The following is a 22962-nucleotide window of genomic DNA, read 5'->3' as shown; positions in this document are numbered from 1 at the left end:
AAATCCTTCCTATTACGAGGTCAATTGATTGAACGGAATTTGAATCACCGCCAACACACCACCAGAGGCAGATTGCTTGATTTTCAAGCTCGCTTGGCTGCCATAAAGCGTAGCAATTCTCTCTTTGGTGTTTTCTAACCCAATGCCATTACCACTGCTGTTTGGCGCATTAGCAAACCCTACACCAGAATCCTCGACTTCGATAACCATAAAGTGTTCTTTTTTCGAGATTTCGATAGAGATTTCACCCCCATCTACTTTTGGTTCAATACCATGCTGAATCGCATTTTCAACCAAAGGTTGCAACAGCAAAGGAGCAAACAATACCTCGTCACTGATTGAGTTGGTTATCTGATAGTTTAAGCGTTCATCGAGACGGATCTTTTGTATCGCTAAGTAGGCATCAACCAAGTCTAATTCTGCTTTTAAAGTCGATGTCTCTTTACGACTGTTTTGCAGCGTCCCTCTTAGCAAATCCGTCAGTTTCCCTAACATATTCTGCGCGGCTTTTGGGTCATGGCTAATTAACGCATTGACGTTGGCAAGGGTATTAAATAGAAAATGCGGTTCAATTTGGCTTTGCAGTTGACGAAGCTGGCTCTTAACTAAGGCTTTCTCTTGTTCTGACTGAATGCGTTTGGCTGTTTCTAGTTCCTTTTGTGCCAGTAGCTTTTGCTCATGCGTGTAAAAGTAGAAAAAGCATGTCGCTGAGAAGATAAACCCAAGAATTGCTACTGGTTTAAGTTGGCTGATATCAGAGAACTTTTCGTAACTATTTAACCACCAGTAAGCGTTCAGCGTACCGAAAACCATTGCGCCCACTATCGACAACCCGGTCACCACTTGATTTGACAGCTTCGGCCACAAGCGGCTGATCACCAATGAGCTCACAACCGAGCTGTAACCATAGCCTAAACTGATCGCCAGATGCTCTAGGTAGGCACTTGGCCAAATAGATTGAGTGACAAAAGCAATCACTGCGCAAAAGATCGTAGTATAGGCAAAACTCTTAAATGCATTTGCTGCGTAGTTTGTCGATTCCGTCATTAAAACCTTCCTCTGAGATTAATAAAAATCATACGCTTATCTGATAAATTTGCATACACAGACTCGCTGTCCCCCGCCATAAAACGCGCAGCAAGTTCCGCTGAAAATGACGCAGAGCCTGAGTCATACACCCGATAATCCAACCACTGAGTCGCTATCACTCCCTGATCTTGCGGGGAATAAAGAAGATCAAACGTCGGAGTCAGTTTGTTTAACCACAAATACTCTTTTGACCAAGACCATTGGCTCCAACTCGAAGAGTCTAAAGACCAATGAAACATCATATTATGTTGTATCAAGTTAGTATTGTTTAGCCCTTGTGCGTACGATGAAGCCAACGGCTTAAGTGAGTGACTATTCGATAAAGAAGCCACGCGCTCGAATGCGATATTCCATTCGCTTTGACTCCAACTACGGCTGTCATACCAGTACTCTAGGATGATGTTGTTGCCTACTGCGTTTGCCCAGTTAAGCCCAACTAGAGCTTGCACAGCGTCCGTTTGCTCTGCCAAGGTGACTGGTTGGTGATTTTCGCCTTGAACATAGCTTAGGTACTTACGCTGGTAGAGTGCAGAGCTGTGCAGTGACCATGAGTCACTCAGAACAGTCACAAATGAACCGCCGAGTAAACCTTGGCGAACGTCATCATAGTAAGCCAATCCTTGCCATTCACTGTCTCCCGACAGAACATATCGCCTTACGCCAATACCTTGCTGTTCAGAAGACTCTTCTAACTGACTACCTTCTTGTTGCGTCCATGAAGAGTCACTGTAAACGAGGCTCCACTCACCTGACATATCAAAGTAAGACGCCATCGCGACGCCCGTTCCCTCTTCGACTTGAATACCAACAGGGTTTCTCCGGTAAGGCTTAAATACATCGAGTGGGCGATAGCCGTAACCTACTCCCCAATCGAGGCGCACTTTACCTAACGTTAAATCAATTGGAGCTTTAAAAAACTCTGTACTGCCTTGCCAAAACAGCTCTTGGATTATCAACTCGCCATCATATGACTCAGACGAATCTGAGCTATAAACCTGATTGCCTTTTGCCGCTATCAAGCCCGTGAATCCATAGCCTTCTAGTTGTAAATCGATAAGCGCATCTATCGTTTCGCTACTGCTGTCGCTCGACTTACCTAGTAAAGCGGAATCTCGATGCTGCGCGGTGCTAGCACTGAGTGTGTAATCCCAGTCAAAGCTCACTTCGTCCGCCACAACAGACGTTGAAAATACCAATAAGCAAGTTAATGCAAGGCAATGTTTCATTTATAACTCCGACAACGCATTACGCGTTAAATACGCTGGGTTGTAGTATTTGTCTTCTAGTTCCACTGGCGTGATTTGCTGATATTCAATAACGGTTTTTTTCGCAGGCTGGATTTGGTCAAGCAGCGTCATGGCAACAACTCGCTGCAAACCATCACGTTCACCTTGGGTAAACCAAGCTTGTTTCGCTAGCTTACCCGAGCGCAGATAAAGATCAGCTTTGATAGGAAAGTCGTTACTTTCATCTAACCACAGTTCAATTTTCGAATAACTTGCCCCTTTGGTCGTCGCTCTTAAACGTAGGTGATTAACCAGTAAGGAATCACCGTTTACATCCAATTGTTCGGGTTTTACAAACGTTGCATGGTAATCTTCGCTCCAAGTCAGGGTTGAAATATCCCCGACTGACGCCTCACCCAATAGCTTCTGCATTGGTGTAATGCGGATTGGACGGCGGCTTTTCGGCATCACTAGCCAGTAGTTGTCTCCTAGCATCAGCATTTTTTGCCCTGCTTCAACTTGGGATTTAAACAGCACTAGAGACTCTCGATTTGCACGAGTGTAAACATTGTACTCACGCGTTTTATCCAACTCTCCATTTTCAAACAGACTGACCAGTGACACCACTTTGGCGGCATCGGTATCAAGGCGGTACTGATCGGCATTCTTAACCATGGTCGCGACATCTTTCGCCATTACACTCGAAGCACTGGCGATAAGTACTGACGCTACAGCTATCTTCTTAATCAAACTAAACATAAATCAACGCCTCCGTTATTGGCTTCTTAACCCCTTTCGATGCAGATAACCAAGCTGCCACAACACATATGAGCAACACGCCCACGGCTGTCATAGAGAGTAGTTCTGGTGAAAAGTAGATATTGAGTGGGTAACCTTCTGTTCGGCCCGGAGGGGGTGGCATTTGCACATCCACAACCATAAGCAATAGACTTACTAACAGGCTGATGACGCCTCCAATGAACGAGCCAATCAGTGCCAGTAAAGCAGATTCGCGTACAAAGCCAGACACAATCTCTCTCGGGTATGTCCCCAGTGCCGACAGAGTGCCTATTTCTCGTGTGCGTTCAGTGACCGACATCGTCATAGTGTTGAACAGTGCGACAAATACCACCAACGCCATCACAGCTCCCATAATGCCGAAAATTCGATCATACAGGTCTTTAACTTTGGTATAGAAGAATGCGCGCTCTTGCCATGGTGTCACTTCAACTGGCTCAGCGAGAGACATGCCTGCCAGCTGCTGCTCAACCCAAAGCTTCATCGGCATTGTCTGCTCAGTATCAAATAGGAACACGGATAATGTGCTGACCTTGTCACTACCTAAAAGCTCCTGAGCAGACTTGATATGAATGTAGAGCTGGCGCTTATCCAGTTCAGGCACACCCGTTGAATAGATGCCGCGCACTTTGTAGTCATAAGCATTTAGCGCGCCATCGCTGGTTGTCGCGAGCAATGTGACCCAGTCACCAATGCTAACATTTAGGTTGCGCGCTAAATCGACGCCAAGCATGACTTCTGGCTCACTTGGGTCGTAGCGAGAGGATTGAATGCTCGACAACGTTTTACCTTGGCGGACATCCAAAAACGGCCCTTTCATGTCAAACTCGCGCTCATTGACACCAGTGCCGACAAAGATGGTCGATTTACTCCCGTTGGAGACAAGACCAGTAAACTCGATTCTAGGCTGAACACCACGCACTTTATCGTTGGCAATCAATTGCTGGGTGATTTGAGTACCGTCTGATAGACCATTTGCCAGTGGCATATCTTCATCTTTTTCGAAAAAGTCAGGCTGGCTGATAGTCAAATGGCCTGTGTCTCTTGCCGTCGACTCTTTCAAAGAATCATAAGTGTAAAGTCCAAAGCCACCTGCTGAAGTTAGAGCAAAGATAGCAATCGCTATGATCAGTACAGACAGTACACTGCGGCGTTTATTTCTCTGAAGGTTAAGAAACGCGATACGCCATGATGGTGGAATTAGCTTGCCCATTTCATTGGCTCCTTGTTGATAGTACCGTCTAAAAGGTCAATGCTTCGGTCACATTGCAGTGCCATACGAGGGTCGTGTGTCGCAACAATAAAAGTGGTACCCAACTCGTGCCCTAACCCTTTCATCAGTTCGATGACTACCGAGGCAGTATGGCTGTCTAAGCTTGCGGTAGGTTCATCTGCAATCACCATTTGCGGTTTATGTACTAGGGCTCTCGCGATAGCAACTCGCTGCTGCTGCCCTCCAGAAAGGTTGTCTGGGCCATGCTTGGCAAACTCTTTAAGGCCAACTTTATCCAAAATTTCAAACGCTTTTTGCTTTTGCTCTTGCAAAGAAAAGCCATTTAACATCAATGGATAAGCGACATTTTCCCACGCAGTCATAACAGGGATCAGATTAAACTTTTGAAACACGAAGCCAAGTTGGTTGCGGCGCATGTGAGCCGCCTTAATAGCTTCTCTTGGGTAAGCAAGGCCAGATAATTCAATGGAACCTTGGTAGTCCATATCGAGTAAGCCTAATATGTTGAGGAGAGTACTCTTGCCCGAGCCCGACGGCCCACATAGAGCCACCATTTCACCTTTGCTAATCACACCACTGACCTCGTTCAAAGCGTGTACCTGCTGCTGGCCAATTCGATAGGTTTTACTAATCTGCTTAAACTCAATCATAACGCCTCCTTAAGCTGCGGAATCTAGAATTGCTTTAGCTTGAACTGTCATAGGGTGATTCAGGTTTCTAGCTTGCATTTCAGCGACCCACTGCTTAGCTTGAGGTTTATCCTCTGCTCGAAGTGCCGCTTGAATGGCATAGATATAAACCCAAGAGATGGCATCGTAGTGCTGTTGCTTGAACGACTCATCAGCTAACAAGTCGAGAAACACGTCATAGCCGCGCTCAAAGTGGTTGAACATATCCGGTAACGAAGTAAACGTTGCACCCGCGATTGATCTTGCAAGTAACGATTCAGGCAGCCCTTGACGGTATTCTTGTTGTTCTAACGGTGTAGCTTGGCTACTTAGAAGATCCAAACCTTTACTGATGGTCGCCAGCCCTTGCTCTGTGTACTTCATTTTGTTCCACGGCATAAACGCATCTCGCCCCATAAGAGTCTGAGTGCTTCCCAGATACACCAAACTCAATGGGTCAGCGCCATCGGTAGCAATTTGAGTCTCTAACTGCTGATGAACAAGTTCCACCTTGTCTTCATCGCCTTCTGCTGCAAGATTGTATTGAGCAATCAGCTCCTCACTCGGCGCAGCGACGACTTGTGTCGCAACAACTAACCCAATACTAAATAAGCTCGCTAACGTTACTGTTTTCATCTGAATAATCCCTTGCCTGTTTTGATGATGAAAGAATAACCGCGTCAGAAAAAGTCGGCAGCGCTATGCGACGAATGGAAGAAATCGGGAGTAAACGGTCGTAAAGTGGATTAAATGGATAATCCCTCAACGCTAACGGAGTGCAGCTATAGATTTTTGTCACTATGATCGTTAGAGTAGCGCCAACAATTAAGCCACTGCTTTTTACTATATGCTTGGCTATAAGTAAGAAATGTAACGAGATAGACCAATGATTAATGACGACAGAATTATCGCAGACTTAACTGAACTAGAGGCTTTCCTAGTAGCTGTAGAGAGTGGCGTACTTGGGCTGAGCAATGCAGCTGGCGTAGTACTCGCAACCAACAACAGTGACGGACGCCGATTTGTTGCAGTATTAGATGATAAGCACCAACTTGTGTTAGGTCGTTGGGTAACAGAGGAAGTATTCCAGACTGGACAAGACTTGGTTCGCAATGGACCTAAACGCCCTCACTAATATAATATCTAAATATATCCTAAGCCTGCCTATGTGCAGGCTTTATTTTAACGAAAAATAAATTTATATTTTACAAAAATAATAACTAAAATAAACACTATCCAATATTTAGGATTATTATCTAGTTATCCAGTTATCCAGTTATCCAGTTATCCAGTTATCCAGTTATCCAGTTATTATAAATAAAAAGAGGCTAACTAATTTAGTCAGCCTCTTCCCATTATTTATAATTGATTAACATTATGCGTTTGGCGGTGTGCCTTCGCCATTCGAAACAACCACATCAATCTGTACTAATGCATCCATTGCGATTTCAGCGACACCAACAACAGTACGCGCTGGCAGTTCACGTTCAAAGTAGGTCTTGTATACTTCATTAACGGCTTCTAGATCAGCCATATCGCGCAGTTGAATGTTAACTTTAACAATATCGTCCATCACGTGATTGATGCTTTCAACAATCGCTTTAATGTTATCGAGACATTGTTGAGCCTGCTCTTTTGCTCCACCAGCAACCAATTGGCTCGCGTCTGCTTTCATTGGAAGTTGCGCAGCAATGTGGTTGTAGTGAGAAAATGCCACTGTCTGAGTGTGAAGTGGACTCACTGGCGCATTTTCTGTGTTATGTGCGCGAATCACGATACCGTGTCTATCTTCCACTTCTTGTGGTGGCGTACCATCACCGTGAGAAACAACGGCATCTAACTGAACTTTCGCACCCATAGGAAGGTCGGCGACAGAAACAAAAGTACGAGCTGGCATGTAGCCAACAGTGCGTGCAATAGACGAATCTGGGAAGAAAGTCGTGTATGCCGTATCGACCTCTTTCATATCCGCAAGATCTTTCAGATACACGTTCACTTTTACAATGTCATCAAATGGGACATCAATGCTCTCCATGATTGCTTTGATGTTCTTCAAGCATTGAGCCGTCTGCTCTTGAACGCCACCTTCTATTAGCTTGCCTGTTTCCACATCAATTGGTAGTTGAGCCGAGATATTGTTGTAGTGCGAGAATGCAACGGTTTGTGTAGATACCGCACTGACTGGTGCTTGCTCAGTATTTCTTGATAGCTTGATAAGCGCACAAGGCTCTTGAGGTGCAGTACCTTCACCATTTGAAATTAGCGCGTCCATTTGAACCAAAGCATCACCATGCGGTAATGCATCAACAGCCACAGTAGTACGGGTTGGAATGAGGTTCGCAAAGAAAGTCGCGTATACTTCGTCCACAGCTTCCATGTCTGCAATGTTCTTCAGGTGAACATTAATACGTACAACGTCGTCCATGACGTGATCAATACTTTCAACAATCGCCTTAATATTGTTTAAACACTGTTTCGCTTGCTCTTTTACATCACCTACAACAATCTGCCCAGTAGCAGGGTCTAAGGGTAACTGCGCAGAGATATTATTGTAATGAGAGAATGCTACGCTTTGCGTAGACAGCTCAGAAACAGGTGCATTTTCGGTGTTTCTTGAAACTTTAATGATTGCGCCACTCATGTCGATTTTTATCCTTCTATTTCACGCTAGATAGTTATTTTATCTTGGGTTAGTTTTTAGTTATTGGAATTAAAGTGACATGATAGTAAGTGAATTATTTGCTGTTAATTGTGACTAGAATCAAGAACTACTTTTACTATAAACTGGCGAAAACAAGGATATTTAGTCATTACCAGATTAAATATCCAGATTTTTATTACTTGTTTATACTCACACTCATTAAATAATGTAATCTTCCCAGAATAGTGAATACATAATCATTGGGAAAGTTGTTTTCTGAGGTTTGTTTCGATCAGATCTGATAGCCGCTTCACAAGAATCTGGGCAAAGTCATACCAATTCATTCTAACCACTGCGATTTATCTCTCTGTGAGTGCATAAATTATTCTAGGTGTCGTTAAGAGGCAGCCAAAACACGCTGAATGCTAGGTGATATTAATAGAAACAAAAAGGCCCTGATACGTATCGTTCAGGGCCTTTCGTTTAACTCACCGCTTTATGGCGCGTTGTCAATCTCGACAGGAAGGTAGTGTTTGGGCTCAAGTTTTAGCCATTCTGGCAGCACCGTACCCATGGAGATCGAAGACCAGGTTCCTGACAGAATACCGATGAACATCGCAATAGCGAAACCTTGTAGCGCGCTGCCGCCCATAATCCACAATGCCGATACTGTCATTAACGTGGTACCCGAAGTCACCATAGTTCGCGAGAAGGTCGCCATAACGGCTTGGTCGTTAATCTCTTCGGTTGGCAATGACTGTTTCGCGATCAACAACTCACGAATTCGGTCGGCAATGATTATCGAGTCATTAAGCGAGTAACCAAGAATCGCCAGTATCGCAGCAAACACGGTCAAGTTAAACTCCATCTGTGTTGCAGCGAAAAAACCCAACACAAGCACCACATCGTGGACCAATGCTAACAAAGAGCCGCTTGCCAATCGCCACTCAAAGCGGAAACACAGATAACCTAAAATACACATCATAGAGATCATAAGCGCTAAACCGCCTTGGTCGACTAAGTCTTGCCCTACTTGAGAGCCGACCATGCTATTGCTGATCACATCCACTTGGTGAGAAATCGGCGAGAGTGTTTTAACTAGGTCCGCTGACTGTTCGCCTTGCTCAGGAATTGGATAGCGAATTACCCATCGACCATCTTGATCTGAGTGAGTCACATTAGTGAACTGACCTAGTTCTGGTTGCAGGGCATCAACAAGTTGTTCATGGGTAACATTGTTGTCGACTTTGACTTCAGTGACCATACCGCCAGTAAAGTCGAGCCCCATGTTTAAGCCATTCATCCCCAACGCAACAAGTGAGATGACCATTAACGCGAACGATACAAAGTTGGTAATGTAGCGAACTCGACGAATATGCTGTTTAAAAAATTCAACCATGGTTATACCCTCACATCGCGACGTGCATCGCGTCCCCATACCAAATTGATGATTGCGCGTGATGCGAACACACCACTGAACATACTGGTCAACAGACCCAGACCTAGAGTTAAGGCAAAGCCTTGAATTGGACCATTACCAATCGAGTAAAGAACGACAGCAGTGATCATGGTTGTAATGTTGGCGTCAAGAATCGTGCTCAAAGCACTATCAAACCCAAGGTCAATCGACTGAGCGAATGTACGCCCTTCAGCGAGTTTGTCCTTGATACGCTCGAATATCAGTACGTTGGTGTCTACCGCCATACCGACCGTTAAAACTAAACCAGCGATACCAGGTAGAGTCAGAACGGCACCAGGTAGAAGTGCAATCAAACCAAGCAAGCTCACCATGTTAACCATTAATGCAACGTTAGCGACCCAGCCTAATCGGCGATACCAAAGCGCCATAAAGGTCAATGTCATCGCTAAACCAAGCGCAAGAGCGGCAAAGCCATTTTGAATGTTTTCAGCACCCAATGAAGCGCCAATAGTGCGCTCTTCAACAATCGTCACTGGTGCGGTCAACGAGCCAGCGCGAAGCAACAGTGCAAGGTTCTGTGCGTCTTCCATTGAGCCTGCACCTGTGATGCGGAACTGACTGCCTAGTTGAGATTGAATGGTTGCGACACTGATGACTCGCTCGCTACGTTCAGTTTCACCCTTAGCGTTAGTCGTATATTCGCGATACACAGTTGCCATTGGTTTGCCGATATGCCCCCCAGAGAAATCACTCATGATTTTGCCACCAGCATGATCAAGGGAGATGTTTACCTCAGAGAATCCCATTTTATCAATGCCAGCACGCGCATTAATAATGTGCTCACCAGTCAGAACTGGACGTTTTGCTAGGGTCACATCACGACCGTCATTGTCTTTCAAAACAACGTCGCCGTAAGCTTTACCCTCTGAAGGAGTACGTGATTCATGGAAAGCCAAAGTCGCCGTTGCGCCAATAACGTTCTTCGCCAATGAAGGGTCTTGCACACCAGGTAACTCAATACGAATACTGTGTTCGCCTTGACGCTGAACTAGTGCTTCTGTAATGCCCAACTCTTCAATGCGATCACGCATGATCTTTAAGTTTTGCTTGATAGTGACCGACTGGAACTCAGATTTACTCTCTGGCGTTGGCTTAACCGCAAGGTAATCCGAATGGCGCTTCACGTCCCAGTTCGGGTAGTTCTGCTTAAGGAAAGTATTCACTTGAGCCAGCGCATTGTCAGTGTCAGTCTTAACATCAAAGGCTTCAGAACCAACCGAAGAAATTTGAATACCGCGCAATCTTTCCTGACGCAAGAAGTCTCTCACTTCATCAACTAAGCTGTTACGTTGGTCTTCAAATGCCTTGTCAATATCAACATTGAGCAAAAACTGCACACCACCACGTAAGTCCAAACCTAGCTTGATAGGACTAAAGCCCATATCACCTAGCCACTTAGGCGCGACGGAAACATAAGAAAAGGTAATCGAGTCTTCTTTGCCTAATAGCTTATCTAGCGCCTGACGTGCTTGAGTTTGCTCAGTTTCGTTTTCAAACACGAGCGTTGTTTTGTTACCAACCTGCTCGATTTCGTTCACTTGGATATCACGTTGATCCAGATAGCGGTTGAGTTCAGTGACATTGTTGACAATGTTGTTTGAATTAACTTGTGACGTTGTCACCTGAATGGAAGGTTTTTCACCATACCAAGTTGGAATAGCGCTAAGGGTCAGCATTACCACTGTCGCAATAAGAACCACATATTTCCATGCAGAATAGTGGTTCATCAGGCGTGCGGATTTCGCCTGCTTTAAAGGATTTTTTTTCATAATATTTCTTAACTTAGCTGGGAACAGATAGATCTGTGCCTAGGGATAAACGGTGAAGGCTATAGCTTCGGTATGTAAGTTAGGAAATAACGGAATACTGACCGTTGAGCGCCACGTAAAGCGCGTTAGTCTCTTTCCAACCAGAAATGCGGTAAGGGGAATTGTAGCGTGATGTAACGCCTAGACCTGACTCTATTTTAGGGAGTTTATACAACCTAAACAGAGCTATCGCAGCAGGTTCAAAGCTAGGTAAATCAATGTTTGAAGAGGATTCACCATCATCAAGGTAGCGAATGACATTCAGCCAGCGATTAGCATTGATGATGGCTAGCCAATCTTGCGAAAAATCGGCTTTGGTAACAGGTTCTGATTGAGGCTCTTGCTTTACTTCATCAAATAGAGCTTGGAAGTCATTATTTGAGAGGGGCAGTAAAGCGTTCGCACGATAGTTAAGGCGTGCAGATGCTTCATTTTCAGCTTGCAATACATAGGCAAACGCCTGCGTTGGCAATACCATCGCAAGTGTAAAAAGCCAGATATATGAAACAATTCGTTGAAGCATTGATGAACCTGATATTAGTCAACAGCGTGATAGTAGATCTAACCTTGGCTACAGACAACTAAAATAATCTAAAAGCTAACATTTCAAATTTGGTGGGTTTTAACGATAGAAAATCTTACCCGTTTGAACATCTAAATAGATCTTATTGGCTTGCTTCAAGCCACCGCAGTACACAAAGTAGGCATCAATATCTTCAAACGTCACCGAACGTATCCAACCTTGAGTTTCTTCAAAATCCTCCGGTACACACGTCCCTTCTTTAAGCAGGTTATCTGTTGTCTTAATGAACATTTCGAAATGCTGTTTAAAATCATCAGAATCTTCAATATAAGTAGTGACGGTTTCTACTCTCTCTTGCTTGGTAATGGTTGGAGCCACTTCCAGAAGTGCTTCCATTGGTACCCATTCCGCAACTTCAGGCCCACCTTCTTCGTAAACATAGTAAGGCGATATTCTTCCCCAGTCATCGCGTTTTTCTAAGATATGCAGCTTATCTCCACGATAAACCACATTTTCCACAAACGCGGAGTAATCTGGCGCTTCGCGCACACCAAGTTTGGGAGGGCTAACATAGTAGTCAGTAATCGGCGGCGGTGGCTCGACTTCTTCTTCCTCTTCAACCAGAAGAATGGGTGTCATTGGCTCTTCTTCCTCTACCCCTTCCATCGCTAACGCGTCTTGCTGAGGTTTGTAATAGAAGATGTAGTAACCACCCGCAGCACAGCCTATACCGACGAGCAGCAGGAGAAGCATAATGACCTTTTTCATATCGCCTTGATTCTTTTCCTATACTTAAGAGGTTGCAAACACCACAACCATCATAATGAAATGGCACAGTATTAATATAACTATAGCGGCAGCATTGCTGATCACTTTACCTTATGGGGTAAATAGTGCGCACTGCGACGCTGAATCATGGAATCGTGCCCTCAAACTTCAGCAAGAGTTGGATCAGAAATATAACTTTCACGCGACTCGATTCAATCAGTTTCTCCAGATACACCAAGCTCAGCCTTTCTTATATCAGGAGTTCACCGCCAATGAACTGCAAGGGCTGTGGCAAAGCGGCAATCACACCTTTCATCGGCATATGCAAACCCAAGCGGAGGCTTCCGGTGTTGTGATAAGCAGGATAAACGAAGAGAAACGGTTACTCGACCCATTAGTCAATCAAGCGAACGCGATGGAAAAACGTTGGTTATCGATCAGTAAACATTGCAAACAATCAGGTAGCCAATCTAATGTCATTAGCGGTTGGCAATACTCACAGGTTAACCAAGCAATGAGGAAAGATATTGAATCCTTAATCAGTAAACTGACCATACTTGAAGGGCGCTATAGAAAAGAAATTGAGGCTCTGGAAAACGCCAAGCCAAAGCCTCAGGATTAATTCTGGTTTTACCTTAGTGATGAAGTTGCTGTTCTACTGCCACTGCAAGTGCCACGGACGCGCCCACCATAGGGTTATTCCCCATACCGATGAACCCCATCATTGCCACATGGGCTGGCACTGAAGAGCTTCCTGCAAACTGGGCATCTGCGTGCATTCTCCCCATAGTATCCGTCATTCCGTAACTTGCTGGTCCTGCCGCAACATTATCTGGGTGTAGCGTTCGTCCGGTACCACCACCAGAGGCAACCGAAAAATACGCTTTGCCCTGAGCATTACACTCAGATTTGTAGGTACCGGCGACCGGATGCTGAAAGCGTGTAGGGTTAGTCGAATTACCCGTAATACTGACGTCTACCGATTCACGGTGCATGATCGCCACGCCCTCTCTGACATCATCAGCGCCGTAACAGAGAATCTCACCACGCGCGCCCTGAGAGAAACGTCTTCTTTCAACCTCCACCAGTTCCCCGGTTTGGTAGTCGAACTCGGTTCTTACATAGCTAAATCCGTTAATTCTGGCGATTAAGTAGGCCGCATCTTTACCGAGTCCATTCAAGATCACTTTAAGAGGTGTAGTTCTCGACTTGTTAGCATTGAGAGCAATTTTAATCGCTCCTTCCGCTGCAGCAAAAGACTCATGACCTGCGAGAAATGCAAAGCACTGCGTTTGCTCATTAAGCAGTCGAGCAGCCAAAGCGCCGTGCCCTAAACCTACTTGTCTTTGCTGGGCAACGCTGCCCTCTTTGGTAAACGCTTGTAGCCCTTCACCGATGGCTAGCGCTGCCTGCTCCGCGTTTTCTGATTGGCGAAACAGCGCCAGTGCAGTCCCTAAGGTATACGCATCACAAGCGTTATCAAATGCAATCGGCTGAGTTTCAAGTACTACTTGCTTAGGGTCAATTCCGAAAGTCAGACAGTAATGATGCGCCTCTTCTAGAGTAGAAAAGTTCATGTGATTAAGTAATTGAGTTGTCGAAATATTCATGATTGGGCCCTCAGATTAAGCGTTACGCGGATTGATCGTTTTTACAGCTTCATCGAAGCGTCCATACGTTCCACTCGCGTCTAGCATTGCGCTTTCAGCCTCCATTCCACTTTCAATGTTTGCCATCATTTTGCCAAGGTTAAGGTACTGATACCCGATGACTTCATCATTCTCGTCGAGCGCAAGTTTGGTTACGTAGCCTTCAGCAAGTTCCATGTATCTCACTCCTTTCGCCATCGTCGAGTAACTCGTTCCAACCTGACTTCTCTGAGCTTTACCGAGATCTTCCAACGCAGCGCCAATTTCTAACCCGCCTTCAGAAAAAGCAGATTGAGTACGCCCATAAACAAATTGGAGGAATAGCTCGCGCATCGCGACATTAATCGCGTCACAGACCAGATCGGTATTTAGCGCTTCTAGGATGGTTTTTCCAGTCAATATTTCAGCCGCCATAGACGCTGAGTGTGTCATTCCAGAGCAGCCTATAGTCTCAATCAGCGCTTCTTCGATGATGCCTTGCTTAACATTCAAAGTGAGTTTCGCAGCCCCTTGCTGGGGAGCACAAGCGCCAACACCGTGGCTTAAACCAGAAATGGCGATAACATCTTTTGGCCGTACCATTGATCCTTCCACAGGAATGGGCGCAGATGGATGTAAGTCCCCACGTTGAATTGGGCACATTGATTGAATTTCAGAAGAGTATTGCATGGCGTTTTCCTAATCGTTAGGAAAACAAGTGAGGTGTGAAGGTATAACTTCTCTACAGAACGTCAAACCAACTCGTCAGCGAGTGGTTTATTCACAACAGCATCACCTGTTTTCGTATCTGTAGGAGTCATCAGCCAGAATTGGCGGTTAAGTAGGTGGAACCCCATCACCTTGGGAAATAGAATAGATCCACATCACACTTTGATGCAATCCTTTATTTAGAGTAAAAACTTATAATCAACCCAATTTATATAAGCAGACCAATTAAACCAAATGTAACAATTACTTTTACTGTTGATCTTGTTTGTTATCAATTATCATTTGCATTAATGTTAATTGCAGTTACCATTTAAGTATGTGTAACGGATTACCTCTGACTCTGCCTTGAAACTTGCTCTGTCACTTAAACATTTTCTTTTGATCTGGATTATCGGTCTAAGTCTAGCTGGAGGCAGCTACTTAATCGTTCATCATTATGAAACCCAAAAGCTCAATAGCCAACTTACCGCGCAGCTAAGCAACCAAGTACAGACCCTTCAACAATCACTAAACTCGATTGAAAGGCTGCTCTATTCAACTAGAGCATTTTTATCGAATGGCAATAAGCCAACACCTAAACAATTTGAAGCATACTTTTCAGAGCAATCTTCGCTGCTGCCAAACGTTCAAGCTGTGATTTGGGCGCCTACTGTATCCATTGATCAGATTTCTGAGTTTAAGCAGACCGCACGGCAAAACGGCTTTCTAGGCTTTGAGCTCACTCCGCCGTTATCGACCAATGAAGACAAAACATGGTTTCTCAGTAATCAAACGGTTCCTGTTTACTACCTATCCTCCTCGTTTGAAGGGAGTGATGATCTAGGCTTTCGATTAGAGAGTGACACTCAACTGGTTAGCGCGATGTCCCGTGCTATTACCTCCAATCGAGTCGGTGTTGCCGATTTTGTTGAAGAAGGTCAACTGGCTGCAAACTTGGTCTTACCTAAGTTCTCTACCGCTGGAAAGCTTGAAGGATTTATTGTCGCTAAGGTTGTTTTCCATGAACTACTTGGTGAGATATGGCAACGAGAAGTGAACTCAGCCACAACTGAGATTGAAGTCTATGTTCAACCAAACCATGAACTTGCCTTTGAGTCTCATATCAACACCAAGCTTACAGAAGATGGCCTAACAGCACGGCTCGTCTCGCTTGACCAAACTGTACGCGTCCCGCTATTCAATCAGGAGTGGACAATTTCGATCTCGAAGATGGATAGTAGTGGCAGTACCGCTTTGTATAGTACAGCGTCAATACTGTTGATTTTTCTTCTAACGGGTTCTGTTTCAATAGCCGCAAACTTCTATGCCACCCGATTGAAAGTCTCTGATCAACTGATCGAAGAGAAAACCCGATCTCTTGCTATTCAAGCGGTCAAAGATAACTTAACTGGGTTAAACAATCGAACTGCACTCAATCGAGAAATCGATAAACAGCTTAGGCATCTACAAAAAGGGTCATCTAACGGCTTCTCAATACTCTTTATCGACTTAGATCGATTTAAAGTCATCAACGACTCTATGGGTCACCTCCATGGTGACAAATTGCTCAAGGAAGTTGCATCTCGATTAACCAGCCATTGCCGCGACGACGATATGAGCTTTCGCTTTGGCGGTGACGAGTTCATCATCTGCTTGCCTCGATTAACCTCACGTGGGGCACTGACACACATATGCCATCGCTACGCCAAAGTGCTAAGTCAACCCTACACGATCGATGGTCAGTCTTGCCATATAGGTGCGAGCATTGGTATTTCAGTGGTCACTGACCCCAAACAGACCATTGCTGGTATTCTTCGTGAGGCAGATACCGCGATGTATAAGGCTAAAAGCTCTTCCAATGAGAAGGTCGTCTTCTTCCATGACCAGATGTTTAATCAGGCCAAGAAACGCTTTACTTTAGAGCAAGAGCTGACGGGCGCACTCGCATTCAAACAGTTGTCATTGGTTTATCAGCCGATTTATGAAACAAGCAGTGATACGGTCGTCGGGTTTGAGTCTTTACTTAGATGGAATCACCCTAAGCTAGGGTTTATCTCTCCCCAAGACTTTATCCCGGTGGCAGAAGAGACAGGGCAAATCATTCCAATTGGTGATTGGGTGGCGAAAGAGTGCTGTAAGATTCTAGAGCGATTGTGGATCACGCGGCAAGGTAACAATGTACCTCGGTTTAATATTAATGTGTCGGCCAAGCAGTTTGAGTCAGAGCATATCTACCATACGTTAGCGCATTTACTTGAAAATCACTCTTTTCCAGCCCATCTCATCGGTATAGAGATAACAGAATCTATGCTTCTAGCGGACGAGTGCAACGCTAGCCAACTCCAGCGTATCAAAGATCTCGGCGTAACCCTTTACTTGGATGACTTTGGCACAGGCTACTCTTCACTCTCGGTGCTCAATGATTACCCTGTTGACGTGATCAAAGTCGATCGCAGTTTTGTTAGCCGCATTGCACTTGGTCAGCATAATGCCGATAGCCTTTGTCAGGCGATCATCAATATGGCGCATACCATCGATCTTGAAGTCGTCGCCGAAGGTGTAGAAACCCCAGAGCAACTCGCTTTCTTAACCCAACATCGTTGTAATTTGATTCAGGGATACTTGAAGTCTAAGCCTCTTACTGTGTGTGGTATAGAAAGAGTCCTTGATAACCAGACCAAAGCGACCGCTTAACCTTGTTCGAAAATTTCGAATATGAATAACGAATTTATATTATTTTTTGTGATTTAATTCACACATATTATTTCTCTCAAGCGCACAAGACGCAGTTTACAAAATTAACTACAGCCAAGAGTTGAGAGGAATTCATGATGAAAACAGTACTAAAAGCAATCGCACTTACAGCCCTAACTTCAACCATTGCATTTGCAATGCCAGCTAAGGATCAATCAATCCGAATCAAGACTATTGAAAACCAAGCTATTGTCACCGTGACTGAAAATGGCGTGCCGGTAAGCGATGTAAAAGTAAAAGTTAAGGGCAATGGAACCCATTACTTCACAACGGGAGTAAAAGGTACGTTTATGGCGGCGAACCTGTTGGACAACGGTCGTACTTTTACATTCGAAATTATTGATGATAACGGCGATGTCATTCGCGAGCAACGCTACCTTCCTTCATTTTAATCTAGGGTAGACCCAAAATAGAAAAGCCTGAGAATTTACTCCTCAGGCTTTGTTGTTTCTAGGATCTGTTGGGCTAGTCTAAACGGTCACACTTAGCCGCACAGATAAAATCATTTTGATGCAGCCCTTTAATAGAGTGGCTCCACCAGGTTACCGTCACTTTCCCCCACTCAAGAAGTATGGACGGATGATGAAACTCCTCTTCAGCAAGCCCGGACACCTTGTTGGCAAACGCCCATGCAAGTTTGTAGTTTTTAAATTTGTAGACTTTTTCTAGTTGAGGAATGCCATCGCGCTCTAGCATCTGCCAGCTTTCTAGCTCTGTAAGGAGCAACCTTCTCTCTTCTTCGCCTAACGCCACTGCGCTACTGGTACAAGACTCACAACGTAATTCATCAAGCATGTGTCACTTCCTTTGGTTCAAATAATGGGGGTAATAATCCAGCCTGCATGGCTTGCTTAACATGGAACATTAAATCCAGTTGACTTAGTTTGTATAATTGCTGAATGTCATCCAGAACAAAGTATTCTGGCTGCATAATATCTATCCGGTAAGGCGTTCTAAATACGGTGTGGATATCAAACTCTACTCGCTGTACCTTCGGATCACCTAATGCATATAGCGTTTCACCCGGTGAAGACAAAATGCCACCGCCATAGATCTTAGTTTTATCGCCTTCTTTAACGAGTCCAAATTCGACCGTGAACCAGTATAAACGCGCCAGATAGACTCGCTCTTTGTTACTCGCATTGCGGCCGAGAACGCCATACGTCTGAGTAAACTGGGCAAACTCGGGATTGGTCAACATTGCGCAATGACCAAAGATTTCGTGGAAAAAGTCCGGTTCTTGAAGGTAATCAAACTCTTCACGAGTTCGCAGAAATGTCGCCACTGGAAATTTCTTATCTGCAAGCAGAGCAAAAAATCGGTCAAAATTGATCAGTGCAGGCACAGGTTCCACCTGCCAACCCGTCGATTCCTTTAATACTCGATTGATATCAACGATCTGTGGAGCTCTATCTATTGGCAAATCAAGCAGTTCGAGTCCTGCCAAATACTCTTTACACGCTCTTTGCTTCACCAAATGAAGTTGACGCTCAACCAGATCGCGCCAAACCTCATTCTCTTCTGAGCTCCACTCCACAATCCCGTGCTCATTCACAGGTTTAGAATGATACTGTGCCATACCTAGCTCCGTTAACAAATCCGTTACATTAAGCCTATCGCCATGCTAAGACGGTGACAATTTTCCGAGCCAACTCTACCGCCACCCTTTCCTGTAACATAATTTTTACATTTGACAGCTTTTTGCTTATTTTTCATGGAGCTGAAGTCACCCCACTTGTTTGACTTTGCCTATATTTTCATCAAAGCTTATTTGGATAACGGAGAACAAAAAGACGAGGATGTCATGTCTAACTCAGAGCAGCGCTTCCCTTCCCCGATCTGGGCGCCTAGTCGCGAGCGTATAGAATCATCAAATCTAGATCAGTTCATAAAACACATTAATATTCAGGGAGATGCGATAGAAAACTACTCTGACTTACATCGCTGGTCAGTAGAGTGCAAAAAAGATTTCTGGTTAGAAGTCTGGCAATTTTGCGATGTTATTGGTTACAAAGGCGACTGTATTTTAGGTGAAGGTTTGGCCAAATGGGGAACATTCAGCCCTAGTCGAGACACTATTTGGTTCCCTCAATCGCAACTCAATTATGCAGAAAACCTCCTTGCCTACGCATTCCAAGCTCCTGACGACATCGCCATCTGGTTTAAAAATGAGCGTGGAGATTGCCGAAAACTCTCTTGGCAAGAGTTGTGTGATCAGGTGTCTATACTTCAACAATGGTTAAAACACAATGGCGTCGAAAAAGGGGACGTCGTTGCTGGGTACTTGCCGCACATGCCAGAAACCGTTATCGCCATGTTAGCGACGACAAGCCTAGGTGCGATATGGACGTCAACCTCCCCTGACTTCGGTGCAGAAAGCGTCATTGAGCGCTTTGGTCAAGTTCAGCCTAAGATCCTGTTTTGCTGCAATGGCTACGACTTCAACGGCAAAACTTTTCATATGGAAGAGAAGAATCGACAAATTGTCGATGCTATGCCGAGTTTAGTGAATACTTGTCAGATTGATTACTTGCAGCAACAACCGAGCAACCAAGGTCTTAACGACTCATTTTCCGACTGGGAAGCCATTTTAGCTAGTTTCCTGCCACGGGGAATGCGCTATCAAAGGATCAGTTTCAATGATCCGCTGTTTGTCCTCTACTCTTCAGGCACTACTGGCAAACCAAAATGTATTGTCCACTCAGTTGGCGGAACAATCCTAAACCACCTCAAAGAACATCAACTTCACTGTGATGTTCAACCTAAAGATCGTGTTTTCTACTACACAACCTGTGGTTGGATGATGTGGAACTGGCATGTATCAGCATTGGCTAGTGGTGCTAGTCTAGTGATTTACGACGGCAGCCCTATGTACCCGAATCCAAATGCTTTGTGGCAACTGTGCGAAGATGCGCAAGCGACCTTGTTTGGCACTTCAGCTAAGTATTTGGAAGCGCTTGAAAAGTCGCAATTTAACCCAAGTAGTCACTATTCGTTGGACTCCCTACGAACCTTGTGTTCAACAGGCTCTGTGTTGTACACAGAACAGTTTGACTATGTGTATGCCAACATCAAGGTGGATCTTCATTTGGCTTCCATCTCCGGTGGAACGGATATCTGTGGCTGCTTCGTGTTAGGCAACCCTATTTCGCCAGTTTATCGTGGAGAGTGTCAGGGTGCTGGGCTAGGCCTGGATGTTGCCGTGTTCAATGACTCAGGAAAAGAAGTGATTGCAGAGCGAGGTGAACTGGTTTGTCGCAACAGTTTTCCTAATCAACCTCTAGGCTTTTGGCACGATGACGGTGAACGCTATCACAGCGCCTACTGGGACAAATATGTAAACACTTGGCATCATGGTGACGATGTTGAAATGACCGCGCGAAATGGCATGATTTTCTATGGACGAAGCGACACCACACTCAACCCAGGCGGGGTGAGAATTGGTACCGCTGAGATTTATCAGAAAGTGAATCAACTTCCTGAAATTCAAGACTCTATCGCAGTAGGACGGCGCGTCGATGGTGATGAAAAGATCGTGCTTTTTGTCCTGCTGAACCCCGAACAGACGCTTACTAAGGAGCTCGAAAGCACGATTAAGCAAACGCTGCGAGCACAGTGTTCTCCGCGCCATGTGCCTTCAGAAATCTATACATTGACTGAAATACCAAAAACGAAATCCGGCAAACTGGTCGAGCTTGCGGTAAAACAAGTCTTACATGGTGAAGAGATAAAGAACAAAGGCGCTATCGCTAACCCTTGGGTTCTAGATGAAGTCGAGAAGTTCCAAGGTAATCCTGTTGTCTAAACAAAAAGCCCGACGTCATCGTCGGGCTTCTTCAATCTCTTTAAGCTATCAGTTTTAGGCTATTATTTTTTAGCCACGGCCATCAGTACCTTTAGCGTTCCATCTGGCGTTTCAATATCGAATGGTGTCGTTACAACAACTTCACTGAAACCAACACTGGATAACACTTGCTGCGCATGCGTGATGGTCATACCCCCGACTTCGTCTTTATCTGACAACCAATCCCAATGGACAAAGTAACTGCCTTCATCGAGCAAACTGAAGACAATATCTGCGGTATCAGAGTAGCTTGGCAAAAAGCTGCATACCGACGAGGCAACGACCAAATCAAACTGTGCTCTAAATGCTGGGTGCATTGCGACAAGTCCGCGACTGAGGATATCGACTACTGGCTCGACATTGGCAAGCTCTTTCATGTCTAGCTGTTCGATCATCGCTTCCGAGCTGTCTAGCGCGACAATGTCTTTAGCGACTGGCGACATCCGTTGACTCAACAAACCGGTACCACAGCCAAAGTCCAGAATGTGCATTCCTTTAAAATCGACAACTTTCTGTAGCGACTCAAACGCCTTATCTGCGTAATCATTGGTTGCGTTTTCCGCATCCCAGTTTGCTGCGACATCGTCCCAACTATTAGCCATCATGATCTCCCTGTTACTACATTCACTTGGCATCGCTCAAGAGTATCAAAACTGCATGAAATTCATAGCATTTCAATGCTGAAAACAGACAATTGCCTAGGATTAATATAATATCGATTTCAAGCTAATCAAATTGTACAAAAGATGAACTTATCTCAGATCGAAGCTTTTTGCACCGTCGCAGATACTGGCTCTGTTTCGGAGGCCGCCCGCCAACTTGAATGCAACCGCACTAAATTAAGTATGGCAATCAAAGCATTGGAAAAAGATCTCGATGTTGAGCTATTCGTTCGTAGCGGTAACAATTTAGTACTTTCCGAAGCGGGTAAAGCGATTTATAAAGATAGTCAGAACTTGCTGGTGACGGCTTCGCGAATTCGCCAAACCTGCGCGCAAGTTTCTGGTGAATTCAACGCTGAAGTTTGGATTGCCCGTGACGATTCACTGCCCGATGAGTTATGGCATGACCTCTCTCATAGGCTCAATAACCACTTTCCTGCCACAACATTCAATATTGTGCTCGCCTCTAGTGGTGACCTCGCCAACCTCGTCGCAACCTCTCAGGTCGACTTTGCTTTCGGCGTCGATTATGAGCGCCTTGATGATCCTCTTGTCACCTTTCAGCCGCTCGGTAAAATCCGCTTGATGTCAGTGTGTCGAACTAGCAATCCGTTGGCGCAATTACGTCGTGTATCCGATGACGAACTGCGTAACGCGATGCAGGCGGTCATGGTCTATCTCAATGAGAAAGACAATCCAGAGCTTCAGCCGTTTTCTTTACGCTATATCGGCTTCTCAAGCTTTGAGTATATGCTCAATACGATTCTTGAAGAAGAAGCGTGGGGCGTTCTACCAGAACCTCTGATCCGTAATTTATTACGTAAACAAGAGCTTGCAGTGATTAAGCATACCTATGGTTTAACTCAGGAAGACTACTGCATGTTTACCGCAGCAGGCATGGCTGAGCACCCCGGAATGTCTTGGTTAGCTGACAAGTTAAACGAATATCTGTTTGATTTTTAGCCTGACACACAAACAAACCATCAGTGAGTGTCAAAAATAATGACACCAAGTTCTATACCTATCTCATTGAATTATATAGACTAACCAAGAAAGGTTAAAAACACACCATACCTAAAACTCATATAATGTTTGTTAAATGCGCTGGTTTTGAGAACACTGTAAGTGTAG

At 44.9% G+C, this 22962-nt stretch carries 22 protein-coding genes and 1 riboswitch; of the genes, 6 read left to right on the top strand and 16 right to left on the bottom strand.

Going from position 1 to position 22962, the window contains the following annotated elements:
* Positions 1-12: 12 nt before the first annotated feature.
* Genes IX91_RS17860 through IX91_RS17835 form a run of 6 tightly spaced genes read right to left on the bottom strand, consistent with a single transcriptional unit; the run spans position 13 to position 5651 of the window.
* A complete protein-coding gene (locus IX91_RS17860) occupies positions 13-1047 on the bottom strand; it encodes a sensor histidine kinase (protein WP_004746023.1) in 1035 nt (344 codons plus the stop codon).
* A complete protein-coding gene (locus IX91_RS17855) occupies positions 1047-2315 on the bottom strand; it encodes a hypothetical protein (protein ID WP_004746024.1) in 1269 nt (422 codons plus the stop codon). The genes IX91_RS17860 and IX91_RS17855 overlap by 1 nt, the downstream gene beginning before the upstream one ends.
* The gene (locus IX91_RS17850; protein WP_004746025.1) at positions 2316-3074 is read right to left on the bottom strand and encodes an outer membrane lipoprotein-sorting protein; all 759 of its coding nucleotides are present in this window, start codon (positions 3072-3074) and stop codon (positions 2316-2318) included.
* Entirely contained in the window at positions 3067-4326 is a 1260-nt protein-coding gene (locus IX91_RS17845) for an ABC transporter permease (protein ID WP_004746026.1), read from the bottom strand. The genes IX91_RS17850 and IX91_RS17845 overlap by 8 nt, the downstream gene beginning before the upstream one ends.
* The gene (locus tag IX91_RS17840; protein ID WP_004746027.1) at positions 4314-4997 is read right to left on the bottom strand and encodes an ABC transporter ATP-binding protein; all 684 of its coding nucleotides are present in this window, start codon (positions 4995-4997) and stop codon (positions 4314-4316) included. Before IX91_RS17840 ends, IX91_RS17845 begins: the two co-directional genes overlap by 13 nt.
* Before the next feature lie 9 nt (positions 4998-5006).
* Entirely contained in the window at positions 5007-5651 is a 645-nt protein-coding gene (locus tag IX91_RS17835) for a hypothetical protein (protein WP_004746028.1), read from the bottom strand.
* Between the two features lie 250 nt (positions 5652-5901).
* Between IX91_RS17835 and IX91_RS17830 the strand changes: the two genes are divergently transcribed.
* Complete coding sequence (locus IX91_RS17830; RefSeq protein ID WP_004746029.1) at positions 5902-6150, top strand: hypothetical protein; 249 nt, start codon at positions 5902-5904, stop codon at positions 6148-6150.
* Positions 6151-6390: 240 nt separating this feature from the next.
* Here IX91_RS17830 and IX91_RS17825 read toward each other — a convergent pair whose 3' ends face one another.
* The 5 genes from IX91_RS17825 to IX91_RS17805 form a co-directional block, all read right to left on the bottom strand.
* Complete coding sequence (locus IX91_RS17825) at positions 6391-7656, bottom strand: RidA family protein (RefSeq protein ID WP_004746030.1); 1266 nt, start codon at positions 7654-7656, stop codon at positions 6391-6393.
* A 496-nt stretch (positions 7657-8152) separates the two neighbouring features.
* Positions 8153-9055: a protein translocase subunit SecF gene (gene secF, locus IX91_RS17820; protein WP_004746032.1), complete on the bottom strand. Its 903-nt coding sequence runs from the start codon at positions 9053-9055 to the stop codon at positions 8153-8155.
* A 2-nt stretch (positions 9056-9057) separates the two neighbouring features.
* A complete protein-coding gene (secD, locus tag IX91_RS17815; protein WP_004746033.1) occupies positions 9058-10905 on the bottom strand; it encodes a protein translocase subunit SecD in 1848 nt (615 codons plus the stop codon).
* Positions 10906-10984: 79 nt separating this feature from the next.
* The gene (locus tag IX91_RS17810) at positions 10985-11467 is read right to left on the bottom strand and encodes a hypothetical protein (RefSeq protein WP_004746035.1); all 483 of its coding nucleotides are present in this window, start codon (positions 11465-11467) and stop codon (positions 10985-10987) included.
* Between the two features lie 99 nt (positions 11468-11566).
* Positions 11567-12235, bottom strand: coding sequence for a flagellar basal body-associated FliL family protein (locus IX91_RS17805; protein ID WP_004746037.1), 669 nt, complete (start codon positions 12233-12235; stop codon positions 11567-11569).
* A gap of 55 nt (positions 12236-12290) precedes the next feature.
* Here IX91_RS17805 and IX91_RS17800 point away from each other — a divergent pair, with 55 nt between their 5' ends.
* Positions 12291-12857, top strand: a complete 567-nt coding sequence (locus IX91_RS17800; protein ID WP_004746038.1) for a hypothetical protein — start codon at positions 12291-12293, stop codon at positions 12855-12857.
* 13 nt (positions 12858-12870) lie between these two features.
* Here the strand turns inward: IX91_RS17800 and IX91_RS17795 are convergent, their stop codons facing one another.
* Together IX91_RS17795 and IX91_RS17790 are read right to left on the bottom strand one after the other, a co-directional pair.
* On the bottom strand, positions 12871-13845 hold the full coding sequence (locus IX91_RS17795; RefSeq protein WP_004746040.1) for a GGGtGRT protein: 975 nt from the start codon (positions 13843-13845) through the stop codon (positions 12871-12873).
* Between the two features lie 15 nt (positions 13846-13860).
* The gene (locus IX91_RS17790; protein ID WP_004746041.1) at positions 13861-14553 is read right to left on the bottom strand and encodes an iron-sulfur cluster assembly scaffold protein; all 693 of its coding nucleotides are present in this window, start codon (positions 14551-14553) and stop codon (positions 13861-13863) included.
* A 114-nt stretch (positions 14554-14667) separates the two neighbouring features.
* Positions 14668-14733, bottom strand: a riboswitch (Fluoride riboswitch).
* A 204-nt stretch (positions 14734-14937) separates the two neighbouring features.
* On the opposite strand from IX91_RS17790, the gene IX91_RS17785 reads away from it, so the two are divergent.
* Positions 14938-17265 (top strand): bifunctional diguanylate cyclase/phosphodiesterase, encoded by a 2328-nt coding sequence (locus IX91_RS17785; RefSeq protein ID WP_004746043.1) that lies wholly within the window; start codon positions 14938-14940, stop codon positions 17263-17265.
* Between the two features lie 134 nt (positions 17266-17399).
* A complete protein-coding gene (locus IX91_RS17780; RefSeq protein ID WP_236642963.1) occupies positions 17400-17717 on the top strand; it encodes a DUF2147 domain-containing protein in 318 nt (105 codons plus the stop codon).
* A 73-nt stretch (positions 17718-17790) separates the two neighbouring features.
* Here IX91_RS17780 and IX91_RS17775 read toward each other — a convergent pair whose 3' ends face one another.
* Both IX91_RS17775 and phhA read right to left on the bottom strand, forming a co-directional pair.
* On the bottom strand, positions 17791-18120 hold the full coding sequence (locus IX91_RS17775; protein WP_004746045.1) for a 4a-hydroxytetrahydrobiopterin dehydratase: 330 nt from the start codon (positions 18118-18120) through the stop codon (positions 17791-17793).
* Positions 18113-18904 carry a phenylalanine 4-monooxygenase gene (gene phhA / locus IX91_RS17770; RefSeq protein WP_004746047.1) on the bottom strand — a complete coding sequence of 264 codons (792 nt, stop codon included), beginning with the start codon at positions 18902-18904 and terminating at the stop codon, positions 18113-18115. The genes IX91_RS17775 and phhA overlap by 8 nt, the downstream gene beginning before the upstream one ends.
* 225 nt (positions 18905-19129) lie before the next feature.
* On the opposite strand from phhA, the gene IX91_RS17765 reads away from it, so the two are divergent.
* The gene (locus tag IX91_RS17765; RefSeq protein WP_038197030.1) at positions 19130-21130 is read left to right on the top strand and encodes an acetoacetate--CoA ligase; all 2001 of its coding nucleotides are present in this window, start codon (positions 19130-19132) and stop codon (positions 21128-21130) included.
* Between the two features lie 62 nt (positions 21131-21192).
* Here IX91_RS17765 and IX91_RS17760 read toward each other — a convergent pair whose 3' ends face one another.
* The gene (locus IX91_RS17760; RefSeq protein WP_004746051.1) at positions 21193-21771 is read right to left on the bottom strand and encodes a class I SAM-dependent DNA methyltransferase; all 579 of its coding nucleotides are present in this window, start codon (positions 21769-21771) and stop codon (positions 21193-21195) included.
* A 144-nt stretch (positions 21772-21915) separates the two neighbouring features.
* On the opposite strand from IX91_RS17760, the gene IX91_RS17755 reads away from it, so the two are divergent.
* On the top strand, positions 21916-22794 hold the full coding sequence (locus IX91_RS17755) for a LysR family transcriptional regulator (protein ID WP_004746053.1): 879 nt from the start codon (positions 21916-21918) through the stop codon (positions 22792-22794).
* Positions 22795-22962 lie beyond the last annotated feature (168 nt).

Source organism: Vibrio tubiashii ATCC 19109 (assembly GCF_000772105.1).
In the GTDB taxonomy this organism is placed as follows: Bacteria; Pseudomonadota; Gammaproteobacteria; order Enterobacterales; family Vibrionaceae; genus Vibrio; species Vibrio tubiashii.
Note: the sequence above shows the minus strand (reverse complement) of the source record. Positions and strands in the feature narration are given on the sequence as shown.

Bases quoted from the DNA above. Each gene is read 5' to 3' on its own strand.
- IX91_RS17765 (WP_038197030.1), top strand. From the start codon at position 19,130: ATGTCTAACTCAGAGCAGCGCTTCCCTTCCCCGATCTGGGCGCCTAGT.
- secD (WP_004746033.1), bottom strand. From the start codon at position 10,905: ATGAAAAAAAATCCTTTAAAGCAGGCGAAATCCGCACGCCTGATGAAC.
- IX91_RS17835 (WP_004746028.1), bottom strand. From the start codon at position 5,651: ATGAAAACAGTAACGTTAGCGAGCTTATTTAGTATTGGGTTAGTTGTT.
- IX91_RS17775 (WP_004746045.1), bottom strand. From the start codon at position 18,120: ATGCTTGATGAATTACGTTGTGAGTCTTGTACCAGTAGCGCAGTGGCG.
- IX91_RS17850 (WP_004746025.1), bottom strand. From the start codon at position 3,074: ATGTTTAGTTTGATTAAGAAGATAGCTGTAGCGTCAGTACTTATCGCC.
- IX91_RS17845 (WP_004746026.1), bottom strand. From the start codon at position 4,326: ATGGGCAAGCTAATTCCACCATCATGGCGTATCGCGTTTCTTAACCTT.
- IX91_RS17860 (WP_004746023.1), bottom strand. From the start codon at position 1,047: ATGACGGAATCGACAAACTACGCAGCAAATGCATTTAAGAGTTTTGCC.
- IX91_RS17810 (WP_004746035.1), bottom strand. From the start codon at position 11,467: ATGCTTCAACGAATTGTTTCATATATCTGGCTTTTTACACTTGCGATG.
- IX91_RS17760 (WP_004746051.1), bottom strand. From the start codon at position 21,771: ATGGCTAATAGTTGGGACGATGTCGCAGCAAACTGGGATGCGGAAAAC.
- IX91_RS17825 (WP_004746030.1), bottom strand. From the start codon at position 7,656: ATGAGTGGCGCAATCATTAAAGTTTCAAGAAACACCGAAAATGCACCT.
- IX91_RS17840 (WP_004746027.1), bottom strand. From the start codon at position 4,997: ATGATTGAGTTTAAGCAGATTAGTAAAACCTATCGAATTGGCCAGCAG.
- IX91_RS17800 (WP_004746038.1), top strand. From the start codon at position 12,291: ATGAAATGGCACAGTATTAATATAACTATAGCGGCAGCATTGCTGATC.
- secF (WP_004746032.1), bottom strand. From the start codon at position 9,055: ATGGTTGAATTTTTTAAACAGCATATTCGTCGAGTTCGCTACATTACC.
- IX91_RS17830 (WP_004746029.1), top strand. From the start codon at position 5,902: ATGATTAATGACGACAGAATTATCGCAGACTTAACTGAACTAGAGGCT.
- IX91_RS17780 (WP_236642963.1), top strand. From the start codon at position 17,400: ATGATGAAAACAGTACTAAAAGCAATCGCACTTACAGCCCTAACTTCA.
- IX91_RS17790 (WP_004746041.1), bottom strand. From the start codon at position 14,553: ATGCAATACTCTTCTGAAATTCAATCAATGTGCCCAATTCAACGTGGG.
- IX91_RS17855 (WP_004746024.1), bottom strand. From the start codon at position 2,315: ATGAAACATTGCCTTGCATTAACTTGCTTATTGGTATTTTCAACGTCT.
- IX91_RS17755 (WP_004746053.1), top strand. From the start codon at position 21,916: ATGAACTTATCTCAGATCGAAGCTTTTTGCACCGTCGCAGATACTGGC.
- phhA (WP_004746047.1), bottom strand. From the start codon at position 18,904: ATGGCACAGTATCATTCTAAACCTGTGAATGAGCACGGGATTGTGGAG.
- IX91_RS17805 (WP_004746037.1), bottom strand. From the start codon at position 12,235: ATGAAAAAGGTCATTATGCTTCTCCTGCTGCTCGTCGGTATAGGCTGT.
- IX91_RS17795 (WP_004746040.1), bottom strand. From the start codon at position 13,845: ATGAATATTTCGACAACTCAATTACTTAATCACATGAACTTTTCTACT.